This window comes from uncultured Pseudoxanthomonas sp., from assembly GCF_947498795.1.
Lineage (GTDB): Bacteria > Pseudomonadota > Gammaproteobacteria > Xanthomonadales > Xanthomonadaceae > Pseudoxanthomonas_A.
Window position 1 is genome coordinate 618,811 of the sequence record NZ_CANMLQ010000001.1, and the last position, 15,725, is coordinate 634,535.

Genomic DNA, 15,725 nt, shown 5'->3' on the forward strand with positions numbered 1-15,725 from the left:
CCCCTCTCCCGGGGGGGGAGAGGGGCTCAAACGAGAGGTGTGTGAATGAAACTCTGTGGATTCGATGTCGGGCTCGACCAGCCCCTGTTCCTGATCGCCGGCCCGTGCGTGATCGAATCGATGCAGCTGCAGATCGACGTCGCTGGCCGCCTGAAGGAAATCACCGGCAAGCTGGGGATGAACTTCATCTTCAAGTCCAGCTTCGACAAGGCCAACCGCACCTCCGGCACCAGCTTCCGCGGCCCGGGCATGGAAGAGGGCCTGAAGGTGCTGGACGCAGTGAAGAAGCAGGTCGGCGTGCCGGTACTCACCGACGTGCACGAATACACCCCGATGGACGAAGTCGCGGCCGTCGTCGACGTGCTGCAGACGCCGGCCTTCCTCGTGCGCCAGACGGACTTCATCAAGAAAGTCTGCTCGGCGGGCAAGCCGGTCAACATCAAGAAGGGCCAGTTCCTGTCGCCGTGGGACATGAAGCCCGTGGTCGACAAGGCCAAGTCCACCGGCAACCAGGACATCATGGTCTGCGAGCGGGGCGCTTCCTTCGGTTACAACAATCTGGTCAGCGACATGCGTTCGTTGAGCGTGATGCGCGATACCGGTTGCCCGGTGGTATTCGATGCGACGCATTCGGTGCAGTTGCCGGGAGGGCAGGGCAGCAGCTCGGGCGGCCAGCGCGAATTCGTGCCGGTGCTGGCACGCGCCGCAGTCGCGGTCGGTGTGGCCGGCCTGTTCGCCGAAACCCACCCGGATCCGGCCAAGGCCCTGTCCGATGGCCCGAACGCGTGGCCGCTGGACAAGATGGAAGCGCTGCTGGAAACGCTGCTGGCGCTGGACGGCATCACCAAGAAGAATGGTTTTTTGGAGAGCACGGTCTGAGACTGGCGCGCTCCATTGTCGTCGTGTTGATGCTTGCGTCGACGTGCGTGACGTCCGCATTCGGCTGCACGATTGGCTCTCAGGTGCCCGAACAAGATCTGCCGGACGCGGTCTTGCGCAATGATGTCGTTTTCGTCGCTCGCCTGTCCGACTACGCGCGTATTGCCCCAGCCTTGGGTGAAGAATACTTCCGTGGACAAATGGCGTTCGAGGTGACCGAGCGGATCAAAGGTGAACCCGGAGCGGGTGCCATGCTGGTCGAAAGGACGACGGTACCGGCCTATGAGGGCTTGCCTCCCGGACCGGCTTGCGGCCCATTCGTCGTCGCACCCTACAACGAGGGTGCCATGTTCATTGTCTTTGCCTTGCGTGACGAAAAGACCGGATATTTGCGTCCGGACCCGCGCTCGTACAGGCTTGATATTCCCGATAGCGAGTCTGAAAGATGGCTCGCCCTTGTCAGAACAACCCACCACGACTCCTTGACCCCATGACCAACATTACCAAGATCCACGCCCGCGAAATCCTCGATTCCCGCGGTAATCCCACCCTCGAAGCCGAGGTCACGCTGGAAGACGGTTCCTTCGGTCGCGCGATGGTGCCGTCTGGCGCCTCGACCGGCACCAAGGAAGCCGTGGAACTGCGCGACGGCGACAAGACCCGCTACCTGGGCAAGGGCGTGCGCAAGGCGGTGGAGAACGTCAACGGCCCCATCGCGAATGCGCTGCACGGGTTCGACGCCACCGACCAGGAGGGTCTGGACCGTCGCCTGATCGACCTGGACGGCACCGAGAACAAGGGTCGTCTGGGCGCCAATGCACTGCTCGGCGTGTCGATGGCGAACGCCCATGCGGTGGCCGCGTCTAAGAAGGTCCCGCTGTGGCAGCACCTGTCCAATGGCGAGGTGACCTTGCCGGTGCCGATGATGAACATCATCAACGGCGGCGCGCACGCCGACAACAACGTGGACTTCCAGGAATTCATGGTGCTGCCGGTCGGATTCGATTCGTTCGCCGAATCGCTGCGCGCGGGCACCGAGATCTTCCACTCGCTGAAGTCGGTGCTGAAGGGCCACGGCCTGAGCACGGCGGTCGGCGACGAGGGCGGCTTCGCCCCCGATTTCCGCAGCAACGTAGAAGCGCTGGACACCATCCTGGAAGCCATCGGCAAGGCCGGCTACACCGCCGGCGAAGACGTGCTGCTGGGCCTGGACGTGGCGTCCAGCGAGTTCTTCGACAACGGCAAGTACCATCTGGTGGGCGAGAACAAGCGCCTGACCAGCGAGCAGTTCGTCGACTTCCTGGCCGACTGGGCCGCGCAGTACCCCATCATCACCATCGAAGACGGCCTGGCCGAGGACGACTGGGCGGGCTGGAAGCTGCTGACCGACCGGATCGGCAAGAAGGTGCAGCTGGTCGGCGACGACCTGTTCGTGACCAATCCGAAGATCTTCAAGGAAGGCATCGAGTCCGGCACGGCCAACGCGATCCTGATCAAGGTCAACCAGATCGGCACGCTTACCGAGACCCTGGAGGCCATCGCGATGGCGCACCACGCGAACTACGCCGCCGTCGTGTCGCATCGCTCGGGCGAAACCGAAGACACCACCATCGCCGACATCGCGGTAGCCACGACGGCCACGCAGATCAAGACCGGCTCGCTGTGCCGCAGCGACCGCGTGGCCAAATACAACCAGCTGCTGCGCATCGAAGAGGCGCTGGGCAGCAAGGCGCGCTACGCCGGCCGCAACGCCTTCGTGTCGCTGAAGAAGTAATCCATGCGCAAGGCGCCCTGGCTCCTGCTGGTCCTCGTGCTGCTGCTGGGATGGCTGCAGTACAAGTTCTGGTTCGGTGTGGGAAGTTCAGGGCAGGTCGTCGCGCTGGAGCAGCAGGTCGAGTCGCAGAAGCGCGAGAATGCCGGCCTGCAGGAGCGCAACGATGCGTTGGCCGCCGAAGTCGAGGACCTCAAATCGGGCGAATCGGCGGTGGAGGAGCGTGCACGCAGCGAACTGGGCATGATCAAGCCGGGCGAGAAGTTCTACCGCGTGGTCGAACCCGCTGCGCCGGCGCCGGCCGCGGAAGGCGATGCGGCCGGCAACGCCGCCACCGCGGACCCGCTTCCCTGATGGCCCGTCTCTGGGCCGTCGTGCCCGCCGCAGGACGCGGCACCCGCTTCGGCGGCGAACTCCCCAAGCAGTATCTCCCGGTGGAGGGTGCGCCCCTGATCGCGCACACGCTCGCGGCCCTGTTCGCGCACGATGCGGTGGAGGGCGCCGTGGTGCCGGTGTCGGAGAACGACGCGGACTGGCCGCGCTGGACGGAATTCGCGGGCAAGCCGGTGCTCGCCTGCGTCGGTGGCGCCAGCCGTGCGGCGTCCGTGCTGGCCGGCCTGCACGCACTGCCTGACGACGTGCGCCCGGATGATTTCGTACTGGTGCACGATGCGGCGCGCCCGAACGTCTCCCTGGCCGACCTGACGCAACTGCTGGAACGTGGTCGCAATGATCCGGTCGGTGCGATCCTCGCCGCACCGGTGCGGGACACGTTGAAACGGGGTGGCGACGACGGCGGGATCGACGCCACCGAACCCCGAGAGCGCCTGTGGCGTGCGTTCACGCCGCAACTTTTCCGTCGCCTGCAGCTGACCCGCGCGCTCGAGTCCGCCACGACCGATGGCGTCGAGGTCACCGACGAGGCGATGGCGATGGAGCGCCAGGGCTTGCGCCCGCTGCTGGTGGAAGGCTCCGAGAGCAACTTCAAGATCACCACGCCGGCGGACCTGGCCCGGTTCGCCTACGAACTGGCGCAGCGTCACCGCTGACCTCCTGACGGAAACGACATGCCCGATTCCTTGAACATCCGCATCGGCCAGGGCTTCGATGTGCACGCCTTCGGCGACGGCGACCACCTCATGCTGGGTGGTGTGCGCGTGCCGCACGATCGCGGCGTGCTGGCGCACAGCGACGGCGACGTGGTGCTGCATGCCGTGTGCGATGCCATGCTCGGTGCGTTGGCGCTCGGCGACATCGGCCGGCATTTCCCGCCTTCGGATGATCGTTGGAAGGGCGCGGACAGCCGTGCGTTCCTGCGCCACTGCGATGCCTTGCTGCGTGAACGCGGCTGGCGCGTCGGCAATGCCGACGTCACCGTCATCTGCGAGCGTCCCAAGGTCGGTCCCCATGCCGATGCGATGCGGGCTTGCGTGGCCACGGATCTCGGGATCGACGCGGATGCGGTCAGCATCAAGGCGACCACGACGGAGAAGCTGGGCTTCACCGGGCGCGGCGAAGGCATCGCGGCGCAGGCGGTGGTGCTGCTGGTGCGCGCATGAGCGGGGCATTGCCGCGCGCGTTCGGCGCGTCGGTGCTGTCGGCGCGTATCCGCACGGCACCGGAGGATTTCTTCGTCGAGGAGCTTCCGGGTTTCGAGCCCTCGGGCGAAGGCGAACACCTGCTGCTGACGGTCGAGAAGCGCGGCATGAATACCGCGTTCGCCGCCAAGCGCATCGCGGCGTGGGCGGCGATCGCCGACATGGGCGTCGGCTACGCCGGCCTCAAGGACCGCCATGCGGTGACGCGGCAGCGCTTCAGCGTGCACCTGCCACGCAAGGTGGCACCGGACCTGGGCGGGCTGGCATCGGACGATCTCAAGGTCATCGATGCGTCATGGCATTCGCGCAAGCTGCCGCGCGGGGCGTTGGCCGGCAACCGGTTCGCGCTGGTGCTGCGTCAGGTGGAAGGGAATCGGCAAGCGATCGATGCACGTCTTGCCGAGATCGCCGCGCATGGTCTGCCCAACTGGTTCGGTGAACAGCGCTTCGGACGCGATGGCGGCAACGTGGCGGCGGCACTGGCGATGTTCGGTGGGCGCCGGGTGCGGCGCGAGCAACGGTCCATTCTCCTGTCCGCCGCACGTTCGGAGCTGTTCAACCGCGTGCTCTCGGCCCGGCTTGCCGACGGCAGCTGGAATCGCGGCCTCGAAGGCGAAGTGTGGATGCTGGCCGGAAGCCGCAGCGTCTTCGGGCCCGAGCCCTGGAGCGAGACGCTCGCGCAGCGCCTGGCCGACTTCGATATCCATCCGACAGGGCCGTTGTGGGGCGCGGGGGCATCGCGCGCGCAGGCTGCCGCCCATGCCTGCGAGGACGCGGCGCTGCAGGGCGAGGATGCGCGCGCGCTGAAGACGGGGCTCGAGCAGGAGGGCCTCCGCCAAGAGCGTCGTGCCCTGCGACTGCGACCCGACGGGTTGGCTTGGGAGTGGCTGGATGCGTCGACGCTCAAGGTTCATTTCGCTCTGCCGCCCGGGAGCTATGCCACCGCCGTGCTGCACGAGTTGGGGGACGCCGCGGACGCGTCCGGACCGGCCTGAGCCGTTCGTCGGAAATCGGGCACAAGCACTGGCAGCGTGGAATGGCGGGCGTATAAGCGTTAGCGACGGCGGTGGATGATGCCTCGCCGCCGAGATGTCGGTCGCAGCAACGTCCTGCTACTTGGAGGTCGCCATGAGTCGCCTCGATCGCTTTTCCAGCGCCCTTTTCCTCGCCGTGCTGCTTTCCGGTTGCGCGAGCACCCGTACCGCGAGCACCGCCGACGAGGCATTGATGCAGCCACGATCCGACGTGGATGCGGTCTACGTGGGCTATGTCAATGCCATCGCCAAACAGCGCGGTACCGAAGTGATGTGGGTCAACCCACCCAAGAAGCGAGTGTCGGCCTCCGTCGCCTCCGCGCGATAGCGGATAGGCAGGCCGAGCTAGCGGCGCCGGGCCAGGAGTACCAGCACGGCGCCGGTGCCGCCCTGCGCCGGTGGTGCCGAGTGGAACGCGAGGACATCCGCGCGATGGCGCAGCATCCTGTCGACCGCATTCTTGATCACGGGTGCGCCGACCTCGGATCGCGTGCCCTTGCCATGGATGATTCGGACACATCCGTAGTCGTGCTGGTGGGCCTCCAGCAGGAATTGCCTCAACAGGCCTTCCGCCTGCAACGCCGTGGCGCCGTGCAAGTCGAGTTCATCCTGGACGGAGAACTGGCCCCGCTTCAGTCGCTGGAAGGCGCGCGGCGACAAGGCCTCGCGCCGATGGCTCAGCACATCGCCGGCCGCGTGCAGGTCGAAGGATTCCAGCCCGCGCTGGAATTCGCTCAGCGCGTCGACATCATCCTGCTCGGCCATGCGAGCACGCGGTTTCGGCGGCGCCTTGCGCGGCGGTGGCGTGGCGGTGTCCAGGCGTCGCACGTCGCCGATCGCCTCGCGGAACAGCGCGGCGTCGTCATCGTCGGGGGGCGCGGAGCGGGACATGCCGCCAGCGTAGCGGCATCGCCACGTGACGCAAGCGCGGGAAGCCTCGGCGTTGTTCCGGTATCATGGGGCCGTCCCCGAGGAACCCCATGCGCGTACTGGTCAGCAACGACGACGGCGTCGACGCCCCCGGCATCCGAATCCTGGCAGAGGGCCTGCGTAGCGCAGGCCACGAAGTGTATGTGGTCGCGCCCGACCGCGATCGCTCCGGCGCCAGCAACTCGCTGACGCTCGACCTGCCGATCCGGCTCAAGCGCATCGACCACTACACCTGCAGCATCGCCGGCACGCCGACCGACTGCGTGCACCTGGCGCTGACGGGCATGCTCGAGTTCGAGCCCGACATCGTGGTATCGGGCATCAACAACACCGCCAACCTGGGCGACGACGTCATCTACTCCGGCACGGTCTCGGCGGCGATGGAAGGGCGCTTCCTGGGCCTGCCCGCAGTGGCCATGTCGCTGGCCACCAAGAACCACGACGCCAGGCATTACGAGACCGCCGCGCGTGCCGCCGTGGAGATCGTCGCGCGTTTGAAGTCGGATCCGCTGCCGGCCGACACCATCCTCAACGTCAACGTGCCGGATCTCGCATGGTCGGAGGTGCGGGGCTTCGAAGTCACGCGCCTCGGCAACCGCCACCGTTCCGAGCCCTGCGTGCCGCAGCCGGATCCGCGCGGCCACACCGTCTACTGGATAGGCCCCGCCGGCCGCGAGCAGGATGCGGGCCCGGGCACGGACTTCCACGCGGTGCGTACGGGCCATATCTCCATCACGCCGATCCATGTCGACCTGACCCGCTACCAGGCGCTCGAGAAAGTCGCGGGCTGGGTGGGCGGATTGACGGCCTCGCTCGAGGGGACGGCATGACGCCGCGACTGCGGCTGCAGCCGGAAGCGGTGGGCATGGGCATGACCTCGCAGCGCGTGCGCGACCGCCTGGTCGAGCGGCTGCGCGAGTCGGGCATCGCCGACGAGCGCGTGCTGAATGCCATCCGCACGTTGCCGCGCCACCTGTTCGTCGATGAAGCGCTCGCCACCCGCGCTTACGAGGACACGGCGCTGCCGATCGGCCACAGCCAGACCATTTCGCAGCCGTGGGTGGTCGCGCGCATGACCGAGGTCCTGCTGGAAGCGGCGCCGAAGAAGGTACTGGAGATCGGCACCGGATCGGGTTACCAGGCCGCGGTCCTCGCGATCCTCGGGCTGGAGGTGTACACGGTCGAACGCATCGGCGACCTGCTGCGTCAGGCGCGCAAGCGGCTGCGGCAGATGGGCTTCAACGTCCGCAGCAAGCACGACGACGGACGCATCGGCTGGGTCGAGCACGGTCCCTACGACGCCATCATCGTGACCGCCGCCGCGCCGGCCCTGGTGCCGGTGCTGGTGGAACAACTCGCGATCGGCGGGCACCTCGTCGCACCGGTCGGCGGCAGCGGCTCGCAATCGCTCGTGCGTCTGGTGAAGCGCGCCGACGGCAGCATCGAGGAAACGACGCTGGCGCCCGTCGTGTTCGTGCCGCTGTTGTCCGGCACCCTGGACTGACCGGCATGACCCATCCGCGTCCCGACGAAGGATCGCCGAACCATCCGGCATCGCTGGGAGAGCAGCTGGCCGGCATCATCGAGCGCCTGCCTCCCGACACGCTGAGCCTGGGCGAACTGCTGGATGTGTTCAGCGACGAAGGCCTGCTGTTGCTCACCATCCTGCTGACCCTGGTGTTCCTGATCCCCGTGTCGATCCCGGGCGTCAGCACCGTGTTCGGCGCGGCGATCCTGCTGGTCGGCGTGAGCCGCCTGTTCAACCGCCCGCTGTGGCTGCCACAACGCGTCAAGCACAAGGCGCTGCCGGCCGATCGCCTGCGCCCCGGCCTGACCGGTGGGCTGGTCTGGGTGCGCCGGATGGAAAGGATCAGCCGTCCGCACCGGCTGCGTGTCTTCGTCGACGGGCCGGGGCAAGGCGTCTTCAACAACCTCGCCTTCATCCTCGCTGCCCTATTGTTGATGGCGCCTTTTGGATTCGTGCCATTCAGCAACACCCTGCCAGCCTTGGCGCTGCTGCTGTACGCCATCGGCTTCATCCAGCGCGATGGCGGCGCGATCCTGATGGGCCACCTGGCCAACATCGGTACGATCGTCTACTTCAGCGTGCTGATCGGTGGGGGCGGGGTGGCGGCACGCGAACTGTTCCAGCGCCTGACCGGCTGAGGCCGGCGGCCATCGCCCTGTGAGGAAACGAACGACCGCATGACCACGACGCTTCGTCCACGCCACCGCATCGCGCGCGCGTTCCTTGCCGGCATCGCCCTCGCGGTGCTGGGCGCCTGCTCCACCACGGTGGTGCGCGAGCCCACCGCATCGTCGACCACGCGCAAGGCGTCCCAGGCCAAGCCCGGTGCCACGGTGCGCGTGCAGCGCGGCGACACGCTCTACGGCATCGCGTTCCGCAACGGCATCGACGTCAACGACCTGGCCCGCTGGAACAACCTCGCTGCCCCCTACACGATCTATCCGGGCCAGTCGCTCAAGCTGTTCCCCGGCACCGGCGGCAGTCGTCCCACGACGACCACCACGACGGCCGCCCGACCCACGACCGGCACGACCACGCGTCCCGCCCCGCCGCCAGCGCCGGTCACCCGCCCAGCGCCGACGCCGGCGCCCGCAAACAGCGGTTTCAGCTGGCGCTGGCCTGCCGAGGGGCACTTGATCGGTCGGTATGTCGCAGGCGACGCGACGAAGCAGGGTATCGACATCGCGGGCAGCAGCGGACAGGCCGTCCGCGCCGCCGCGGATGGGGTGGTGGTCTATTCCGGCGCAGGGCTGGTGGGTTACGGCGAGCTGATCATCGTCAAGCACAGTGAGGCCTGGCTGTCGGCGTACGGCCACAACCGCAAGCGACTGGTCAACGAAGGCCAGAACGTCAAGACCGGCCAGCAGATCGCGGAAATGGGCAGCAGTGGCGCTTCGCGCGAGATGCTCCACTTCGAGATCCGCCACAACGGCAAGCCGGTGGATCCGCTCCAGTACCTGCCGCCGCGGTGAACGTCGTCCAGGGCGGGGCGATGGCAAGGTGGACGCCGGCGGTGCTGGCGGTTGTCGTGTTCGCAGCGGGGGTCCTCGCCGCGTGCCAGCGTCCCCGCGAGGTACCCACGCAATCGCACGTGGACGTGGTCACGCTCAATCTCTGGCACGACAAGCAGGACTGGCCGCACCGGCAGGACATGATCGTCGCCGAGTTGGCGACGCTGGCACCCGACATCATCGTCTTGCAGGAGGTGCTGCAGGACGCCGCGCTACCGAACCAGGCGCAGACGCTTGCCGCCCGACTCGGCTACCGGTACCGCTTCTTTTCCGCCGACGCGGCCGGCCAGGCCCGGCGCTACGGCAATGCGATCCTGGTGAAGGGGGCGGTCGAAAAGTCGCGGGAGGTCAAGCTGTCCCCGCTGGACGATTACCGTACCGCCGGCTGGGTGCGCACGCGGGTCGGGGGCCGTCCATTGAATGTCTACGTGACCCACCTGCACCACACGCCGACCGGCGGGGCGATCCGGGCAGACCAGATCGGCGGTGTGCTGGCGTTGATCGGCGAGACATCGGGCGACGCCCCCTCGATCATCGGCGGCGACTTCAACACGCGCGCCGATGCGTCCGAACTCGCGCCGCTGCGCACGCGCTTCGTCGACGCCTATTCGGACGCGCACGCGGGCGTGGATACGAACGACCCGACGCACACCACGCTCAATCCGCACCTCGGCCATGCGCCGATCCGCATCGACCACGTGTTCGCCCAGCGCGATGCGTTCCGTGTCGTCGACGCCGACATCATCCTCGACCGGCCCGACGCGACCGGCGCCTGGCCCTCGGACCATTACGGCGTCCGCGTGCGGCTGGCGCGCTCGCCGGACTGATCCTCGGCGGTGACGCACAGCGAGGTGCCGCGCCGATGGTCGGTGCCCCATGTTCGGTGCCCGGCCGTATCGATGTGGATCCTGGTCGGCGTGTAGAACCCTAGCCCCATCGCCAGCGCGGGCCCCTGCGTGCGCCAGAAGTGGCATAGCGCGGCCACGCGACGGTCGTCGGCAAGGTCGAAATCCAGCGCATTGTTCAGCAGATGCCGACTGCGCGCGCTGCCGCCGGCGCAGCGGTTCACCTCCACCGACCGGTAACCCGAACGCACCCGGTTGCCGTCGACGATTCCCATCGCCTGCAACTGCGCGACCACGCGCAGGGTAGGCACGATCGCCGCGGCGCTGTCGGGCGGGGGCAACAGGAATTCCGGCGCATCGCAGGCCTGCCAGCGACGGCTGGAGCGCAGCAGCGCGGGGATCGGCACGACCCGACCCACGCCGGCATCGGTCAATGTGCGCTGATAGGCCGTCAGGGCGCGCGCGTCGGCCTTCGCACGCCAGGCGTCGTACCGCTGGGTGGCATCCGGAGCCGGGACCGGCCGAGCGCATGCCGCGAGGAGCAGCAGGGCAGGCAGCAGGGACCGGCCCCGCATCGCGGCCAGATCAGGCCGATGCGAGCAGGAAACCAGCCACGACCTTGCGCGATTCGCCGGCCAGTACGTTGAAGGTGCGGGCGGCCGCGGCATTGGTCATGACCTCCAGGCCCACGCCCTGGCGCAGGCAGGCGGCCATGACGGACGCGGGCGGAAACACCTGGCGCTCGCCCGTGCCCAGCAGGATCACTTCCGGCTGCAGCGCCAGCAGCGGGGCCAGGTCGTCCGGCGCCAGCGCGGCGCTGTCGTGCACCGGCCAGTCCTCGACCAGCTGCTGGGGCGAGAGGATGAAGCTGGTCGCCAGCACGCGGTCGTTCACGCGTGCGGTCTGGCCGTCCGCGGCGCGCAGCGCGAAGGCGTAGTCGGGCAGTTCGTGGCTCAGCTGCATGGCAGGCGACCTGCGTGACGGATCAGCCGCGCGGCAGCACGATGTGCCGGCGTTCCTTGCTCGGACGGTACAGGACGGCGGTGTGGCCGATGCGCTGCACGAGGGCGGCGTCGACCTTGTCTGCCAGGTCCTCGATCATGCTGTCGCGGGCGTCGCGATCCTCGCCGGCGACTTTCACCTTGATAAGTTCGTGCTGTTCCAGCACCGCGTCCAGCTCGGCGATGAAGGCCGGGGTGACGCCCTTGTTGCCGATCTGCAGCAGCGCTTTCAGGTCGTGGGCCTGGCCGCGCAGGAAACGGGTCTGGGCAGCGGTCAGGGCAACAGGCATGCGGCACGGTACGGGTCGAAAAGGGCGATCAGGGTATCATGGCCACCCCCACGAACGGCTCCGGCGGCTCCCGTCGCAGCGTGCCCGGAGACCTCGCCGCCATGGCCACCCGCAGCAAGAGCAGCCAGCGCTGGCTGAAGGAACACTTCTCCGATCCCTACGTGAAAAAGGCCCAGGCCGAGGGTCTCCGATCCCGTGCGGCCTACAAGCTGGAGGAGCTGCTCGAGCGCGACCGCCTCCTCAAGCCGGGCATGGTCGTCGTGGACCTGGGCGCCGCCCCGGGCGGCTGGTCGCAGTTCGTCCGCCAGGCGATGGGGGACAGCGGCCGTGTGGTCGCGATGGACATCCTGGACATGCCGCCGCTGGCCGGCGTGGACTTCCTTCATGGGGATTTCAGGGAGGACAGCGTCCTATCGCAGCTGGAAGCCATGCTGGACGGTGCCCGGGTGGACCTTGTGCTGTCCGATATGGCCCCCAATAAGAGTGGTGTGGATGCGGTGGACCAGCCGCGGATGATGCATCTGGCGGAGTTGGCGATGGCATTCGCCGACGACCACCTGAAGCCGGGCGGGGCCTTCCTGATCAAGCTGTTCCAGGGGGCCGGGTCCGACGACTACATCCGCGAGCTGCGTCGCCGCTACGACAAGGTGGCGATCCGCAAGCCGGACGCCTCCCGCAAGCGCTCCCCCGAGGTGTACGCCCTGGGACAGGGCAAGCGGATCCAAATCAAGTAAGGTCACGTAACGTGCGCAAGCGCAAAGAGGAATACCGGAGCCGATGAGGATGAACGACCTGACCAAGAATCTGCTGCTGTGGGTAGTCGTCGCCGTCGTGCTGATGGTCGTCTTCCAGAGCTTCTCGCCCAAGGGCGCCAGCACGGCGGCCATGGCGGGCGGCACCACGTATTCCGACTTCCTCGACCAGGTCGACAGCGGCAACGTGCAGCGCGTCGAGTTCGGCGGCGATGCCCGCAGCGGCGTCGGCGAGATCACCTACACCCTGCGCAACGGCGACAGCAAGACCATCAATGCGCCGTTTGACCGTGACCTGATAAGCGACCTGCGCCTCAAGAAGGTCGAGATGACCCAGAAGGAGCCGCCCAGCGGCATCAGCCTGACGGCGATCCTGCTGAACTTCCTGCCGGTGCTGCTGATCATCGGCTTCTGGATCTTCATCATGCGCCAGATGCAGGGTGGTGGTGGCGGTGCCAAGGGCGCGATGTCCTTCGGCAAGTCACGCGCCAAGCTGCAGGGCGAGGACCAGGTGAAGGTCACCTTCGCCGACGTCGCCGGTTGCGATGAAGCGAAGGAGGAAGTCGGCGAACTGGTCGAGTTCCTGCGCGACCCCGGCAAGTTCCAGAAGCTGGGCGGCAAGATCCCGCGCGGCGTGCTGATGGTCGGCCAGCCCGGCACCGGCAAGACGCTGCTGGCCAAGGCCATCGCCGGCGAAGCCAAGGTGCCGTTCTTCAGCATCTCCGGTTCGGACTTCGTCGAGATGTTCGTCGGCGTCGGCGCCAGCCGCGTGCGCGACATGTTCGAGCAGGCCAAGAAGCATGCGCCGTGCATCATCTTCATCGACGAAATCGACGCCGTCGGCCGCCATCGCGGCGCCGGCCTGGGCGGTGGTCACGACGAGCGCGAGCAGACCCTCAACCAGTTGCTGGTCGAGATGGACGGGTTCGAAGGGGGCGAAGGCGTCATCGTCATCGCCGCGACCAACCGTCCCGACGTGCTGGATCCGGCGCTGCTGCGCCCGGGCCGCTTCGATCGCCAGGTGACCGTGGGCCTGCCTGACGTGAAGGGTCGCGAGCAGATCCTGCGCGTGCACATGCGCAAGCTGCCGCTGGCCGACGACGTCGAGCCGATGGTCATCGCGCGCGGTACGCCCGGCTTCAGTGGTGCTGACCTGGCCAACCTGTGCAACGAAGCCGCGCTGTTCGCGGCGCGCGAGAACGCCAAGGAGGTCCGCATGGACCACCTGGACCGCGCCCGCGACAAGATCATCATGGGCACCGAGCGTCGCTCCATGGCGATGAGCGAGGAAGAGAAGCGCAACACCGCGTACCACGAGTCCGGCCACGCCATCGTCGGCCGGCTGGTGCCCGAGCACGACCCGGTCTACAAGGTCACCATCATTCCGCGCGATCGCGCGCTGGGCGTGACCGTCTACCTGCCGGAGGGCGACAAGTACAGCATCAACCGCACCGGCATCGAAAGCCGCCTGTGCACGCTGTACGGCGGTCGCGTGGCGGAAGAGTTGATCTTCGGTGCGGACAAGGTCACCACCGGCGCGTCCAACGACATCGAGCGCGCCACCAAGATGGCCCGCAACATGGTCACCAAGTGGGGCCTGTCGGAAGAGCTCGGTCCGATCACCTACGCGGAAGAAGAGGAGGAAGTGTTCCTCGGCCGCTCGGTGTCGCAGCACAAGAACGTCTCCGACGACACCGCGCGCAAGATCGACGAAGTGGTCCGCGGGATCCTGGACAAGGCGTATGCGCGCACCACCCAGATCCTCACCGAGAACATCGACAAGCTGCATGCGATGGCTGATGCATTGATGCTGTACGAGACCATCGATGCGCCGCAGATCGACGCCATCATGGAAGGCCGCGACGTACCGCCGCCCGTGGGTTGGGGCAAGTCGGACAAGGACGACAAGCCGGAGTCGCGCCCGCTGCCCCCGATCGGTGGGCCGGCCGAGCAGACCTGAGTCGCGTTGCCAGCGCGGTGATGAAAGGCCAGACTTGCGTCTGGCCTTTTCTTTGCGCGCAGGTTGCCGCAGGGGCCGCTTCGATCAGTCAAGGGGAATGCCATGAAGGGGATGGGAATGGGCGTCGTCCTGCTGGGGGTGCTGCTGGCCACGTCGGTGCACGCGGCCGAGTTCAAGGCGCCGCGGGACGTGCCGTTTGCGGAGGATTCGATCGTCGCCGGCAACATCAAGCGCGAATGTCCCATCGGGACGCAGCTGACGGACGCCCTGGTCCGGTTCGCATCCGCCGGCGGGCATCGCGTCGAGCTGGTGGATTCGCTGGACACGGCGTCGGGGCAAGTGCTGAAGATGGAATTCCATGACGCGCAAAGCGCGGGCAATGCCTGGATGGGCCATCGCAAGTCGGTCACCGTGAAGGGATGGCTCTATCGCGACGGACAGCAGGTCGCCAAGTTCATCGCGCGGCGGAATTCGGGCGGAGGCTTCGCGGGCGGTTTCAAGGGCTCGTGCGCCGTGCTGGAGCGGACCGTCAACGCCATCGGCAAGGACGTGGCGGGCTGGTTGAACAATCCCGTCGACGGCGGCCAGCTCGGCGATCTGCGCTGAATCAAGCCACTCGTACCACGACAAGGGCATCGCCATGTTCGATACCGTTCCCCAACTCGACTGCGCCGGCCGCATCCTGAAGCTCGATCGTCCGCAGGTCATGGGCATCGTCAATGTCACCCCGGACTCGTTCTCCGACGGTGGCGCGCATGACACGACCGACGCCGCCGTCGCGCATGCGTTGAAGCTGGTGGAGGAGGGGGCCGACGTCCTCGACATCGGGGGCGAATCCACGCGCCCGGGCGCCGCCGAGGTGGAGGTCGAAGAAGAACTGCGCCGCGTGGTGCCGGTGATCGCGCGGCTGGCCGCACAGGTGTCCGTGCCGATCAGCATCGACACCTCCAAGCCCGAGGTCATGCGTGCCGCCGTGCAGGCGGGCGCCGGGATGATCAACGATGTCTACGGCTTGCGCCGCGAGGGTGCGCTCGATGCCGCCGCCGCGCTCGGTGTGCCGGTGGTGCTGATGCACATGCAGGGCGAGCCACGCTCGATGCAGTCCACGCCGCAGTACGACGACGTGGTGGGCGACGTGCACCGCTTCCTGGCCGAACGCATCTTCGCCGCCGAGATGGCCGGCATCCCGAAGAAGCACATCGTCATCGATCCGGGTTTCGGCTTCGGCAAGGACACGGCGCATAACCTGCAGCTGCTGGCGCACCTGGCGCGATTCGTCGAGCTCGGCGTGCCGGTGCTGGCGGGTCTGTCGCGCAAGCGCAGCCTCGGCGAACTGACCGGCCGCGACGCGCCGGCGGATCGCGTGGCTGCTTCGGTGGCCGCCCACCTGATCGCCGCGCAGCGTGGCGCCCTGATCGTGCGCGTGCACGACGTCGCCGCCACGGTCGATGCCCTGAAGGTGTGGAACGCCGTCGCGGCAGTCCCGTCGCCGCGCAAGGCGGCGGCCACGCCCTCGATCCGCTGGCCCGACGACGACTGACGGGCCGGCGCGCGGCATCCGGCGCGTTCGGCGCCTTGGCCCGGAACGTGCGGCCATGTGCGGTGGGGCGTGCCGGCCAGGATGTT

Annotated in this window: 21 protein-coding genes; 17 read left to right on the plus strand and 4 right to left on the minus strand. The window is 67.6% G+C overall.

All coding sequences use genetic code 11. The annotated features are described in order from the left end of the window. The first annotated feature begins 45 nt into the window (after positions 1–45). The 8 genes from kdsA to Q0907_RS02975 all read left to right on the plus strand — a co-directional run bounded on the left by kdsA (position 46) and on the right by Q0907_RS02975 (position 5,610). Positions 46–879 carry a 3-deoxy-8-phosphooctulonate synthase gene (gene kdsA / locus Q0907_RS02940; RefSeq protein ID WP_299341334.1) on the plus strand — a complete coding sequence of 278 codons (834 nt, stop codon included), beginning with the start codon at positions 46–48 and terminating at the stop codon, positions 877–879. Positions 880–926: 47 nt separating this feature from the next. Then, on the plus strand, positions 927–1,373 hold the full coding sequence (locus tag Q0907_RS02945; protein WP_299341336.1) for a hypothetical protein: 447 nt from the start codon (positions 927–929) through the stop codon (positions 1,371–1,373). Next, on the plus strand, positions 1,370–2,653 hold the full coding sequence (eno, locus tag Q0907_RS02950; protein ID WP_299341338.1) for a phosphopyruvate hydratase: 1,284 nt from the start codon (positions 1,370–1,372) through the stop codon (positions 2,651–2,653). The genes Q0907_RS02945 and eno overlap by 4 nt, the downstream gene beginning before the upstream one ends. A 3-nt stretch (positions 2,654–2,656) precedes the next feature. Further along, positions 2,657–3,004 carry a cell division protein FtsB gene (gene ftsB, locus Q0907_RS02955; protein WP_296280742.1) on the plus strand — a complete coding sequence of 116 codons (348 nt, stop codon included), beginning with the start codon at positions 2,657–2,659 and terminating at the stop codon, positions 3,002–3,004. Next, the gene (gene ispD, locus Q0907_RS02960; protein WP_299341340.1) at positions 3,004–3,699 is read left to right on the plus strand and encodes a 2-C-methyl-D-erythritol 4-phosphate cytidylyltransferase; all 696 of its coding nucleotides are present in this window, start codon (positions 3,004–3,006) and stop codon (positions 3,697–3,699) included. Before ftsB ends, ispD begins: the two co-directional genes overlap by 1 nt. 18 nt (positions 3,700–3,717) lie before the next feature. Next, the gene (gene ispF / locus Q0907_RS02965; protein ID WP_299341342.1) at positions 3,718–4,209 is read left to right on the plus strand and encodes a 2-C-methyl-D-erythritol 2,4-cyclodiphosphate synthase; all 492 of its coding nucleotides are present in this window, start codon (positions 3,718–3,720) and stop codon (positions 4,207–4,209) included. Beyond that, complete coding sequence (gene truD, locus Q0907_RS02970; protein WP_299341344.1) at positions 4,206–5,243, plus strand: tRNA pseudouridine(13) synthase TruD; 1,038 nt, start codon at positions 4,206–4,208, stop codon at positions 5,241–5,243. Before ispF ends, truD begins: the two co-directional genes overlap by 4 nt. Positions 5,244–5,376: 133 nt before the next feature. Then, entirely contained in the window at positions 5,377–5,610 is a 234-nt protein-coding gene (locus Q0907_RS02975) for a hypothetical protein (RefSeq protein ID WP_299341346.1), read from the plus strand. A gap of 17 nt (positions 5,611–5,627) precedes the next feature. On the opposite strand, the gene Q0907_RS02980 is transcribed toward Q0907_RS02975, so the two are convergent. Continuing rightward, positions 5,628–6,173, minus strand: a complete 546-nt coding sequence (locus Q0907_RS02980; protein WP_299341347.1) for a Smr/MutS family protein — start codon at positions 6,171–6,173, stop codon at positions 5,628–5,630. A gap of 89 nt (positions 6,174–6,262) precedes the next feature. Here Q0907_RS02980 and surE point away from each other — a divergent pair, with 89 nt between their 5' ends. The 5 genes from surE to Q0907_RS03005 are packed head-to-tail and all read left to right on the plus strand — an operon-like array spanning position 6,263 to position 10,078. After that, positions 6,263–7,042, plus strand: coding sequence for a 5'/3'-nucleotidase SurE (gene surE, locus Q0907_RS02985; RefSeq protein WP_296280753.1), 780 nt, complete (start codon positions 6,263–6,265; stop codon positions 7,040–7,042). Next, positions 7,039–7,716 (plus strand): protein-L-isoaspartate(D-aspartate) O-methyltransferase, encoded by a 678-nt coding sequence (locus Q0907_RS02990; RefSeq protein ID WP_296280755.1) that lies wholly within the window; start codon positions 7,039–7,041, stop codon positions 7,714–7,716. The genes surE and Q0907_RS02990 overlap by 4 nt, the downstream gene beginning before the upstream one ends. 5 nt (positions 7,717–7,721) lie before the next feature. Then, complete coding sequence (locus Q0907_RS02995) at positions 7,722–8,378, plus strand: exopolysaccharide biosynthesis protein (protein ID WP_296280757.1); 657 nt, start codon at positions 7,722–7,724, stop codon at positions 8,376–8,378. 39 nt (positions 8,379–8,417) lie between these two features. Beyond that, positions 8,418–9,212, plus strand: coding sequence for a peptidoglycan DD-metalloendopeptidase family protein (locus Q0907_RS03000; RefSeq protein ID WP_299341350.1), 795 nt, complete (start codon positions 8,418–8,420; stop codon positions 9,210–9,212). A 20-nt stretch (positions 9,213–9,232) separates the two neighbouring features. Next, a complete protein-coding gene (locus Q0907_RS03005) occupies positions 9,233–10,078 on the plus strand; it encodes an endonuclease/exonuclease/phosphatase family protein (protein ID WP_299341353.1) in 846 nt (281 codons plus the stop codon). On the opposite strand, the gene Q0907_RS03010 is transcribed toward Q0907_RS03005, so the two are convergent. From Q0907_RS03010 to yhbY, 3 genes are read right to left on the minus strand one after another with little or no spacing between them, the layout of a single operon-like run. Then, positions 10,039–10,671, minus strand: coding sequence for a D-Ala-D-Ala carboxypeptidase family metallohydrolase (locus Q0907_RS03010; RefSeq protein WP_299341356.1), 633 nt, complete (start codon positions 10,669–10,671; stop codon positions 10,039–10,041). The genes Q0907_RS03005 and Q0907_RS03010 overlap by 40 nt on opposite strands. 10 nt (positions 10,672–10,681) lie before the next feature. Next, the gene (locus Q0907_RS03015; protein WP_299341359.1) at positions 10,682–11,059 is read right to left on the minus strand and encodes an Mth938-like domain-containing protein; all 378 of its coding nucleotides are present in this window, start codon (positions 11,057–11,059) and stop codon (positions 10,682–10,684) included. Between the two features lie 22 nt (positions 11,060–11,081). Further along, complete coding sequence (gene yhbY, locus Q0907_RS03020; protein WP_299341361.1) at positions 11,082–11,387, minus strand: ribosome assembly RNA-binding protein YhbY; 306 nt, start codon at positions 11,385–11,387, stop codon at positions 11,082–11,084. Between the two features lie 101 nt (positions 11,388–11,488). Here yhbY and rlmE point away from each other — a divergent pair, with 101 nt between their 5' ends. From rlmE to folP, 4 genes are all read left to right on the plus strand, one after another. Further along, positions 11,489–12,121 (plus strand): 23S rRNA (uridine(2552)-2'-O)-methyltransferase RlmE, encoded by a 633-nt coding sequence (rlmE, locus tag Q0907_RS03025; RefSeq protein WP_296280950.1) that lies wholly within the window; start codon positions 11,489–11,491, stop codon positions 12,119–12,121. A gap of 49 nt (positions 12,122–12,170) precedes the next feature. Further along, positions 12,171–14,099 (plus strand): ATP-dependent zinc metalloprotease FtsH, encoded by a 1,929-nt coding sequence (ftsH, locus tag Q0907_RS03030; RefSeq protein ID WP_299341363.1) that lies wholly within the window; start codon positions 12,171–12,173, stop codon positions 14,097–14,099. A gap of 102 nt (positions 14,100–14,201) precedes the next feature. Beyond that, entirely contained in the window at positions 14,202–14,705 is a 504-nt protein-coding gene (locus Q0907_RS03035) for a hypothetical protein (RefSeq protein ID WP_299341366.1), read from the plus strand. A gap of 34 nt (positions 14,706–14,739) precedes the next feature. After that, positions 14,740–15,639 (plus strand): dihydropteroate synthase, encoded by a 900-nt coding sequence (gene folP, locus Q0907_RS03040; RefSeq protein ID WP_299341369.1) that lies wholly within the window; start codon positions 14,740–14,742, stop codon positions 15,637–15,639. Positions 15,640–15,725: the final 86 nt, after the last annotated feature.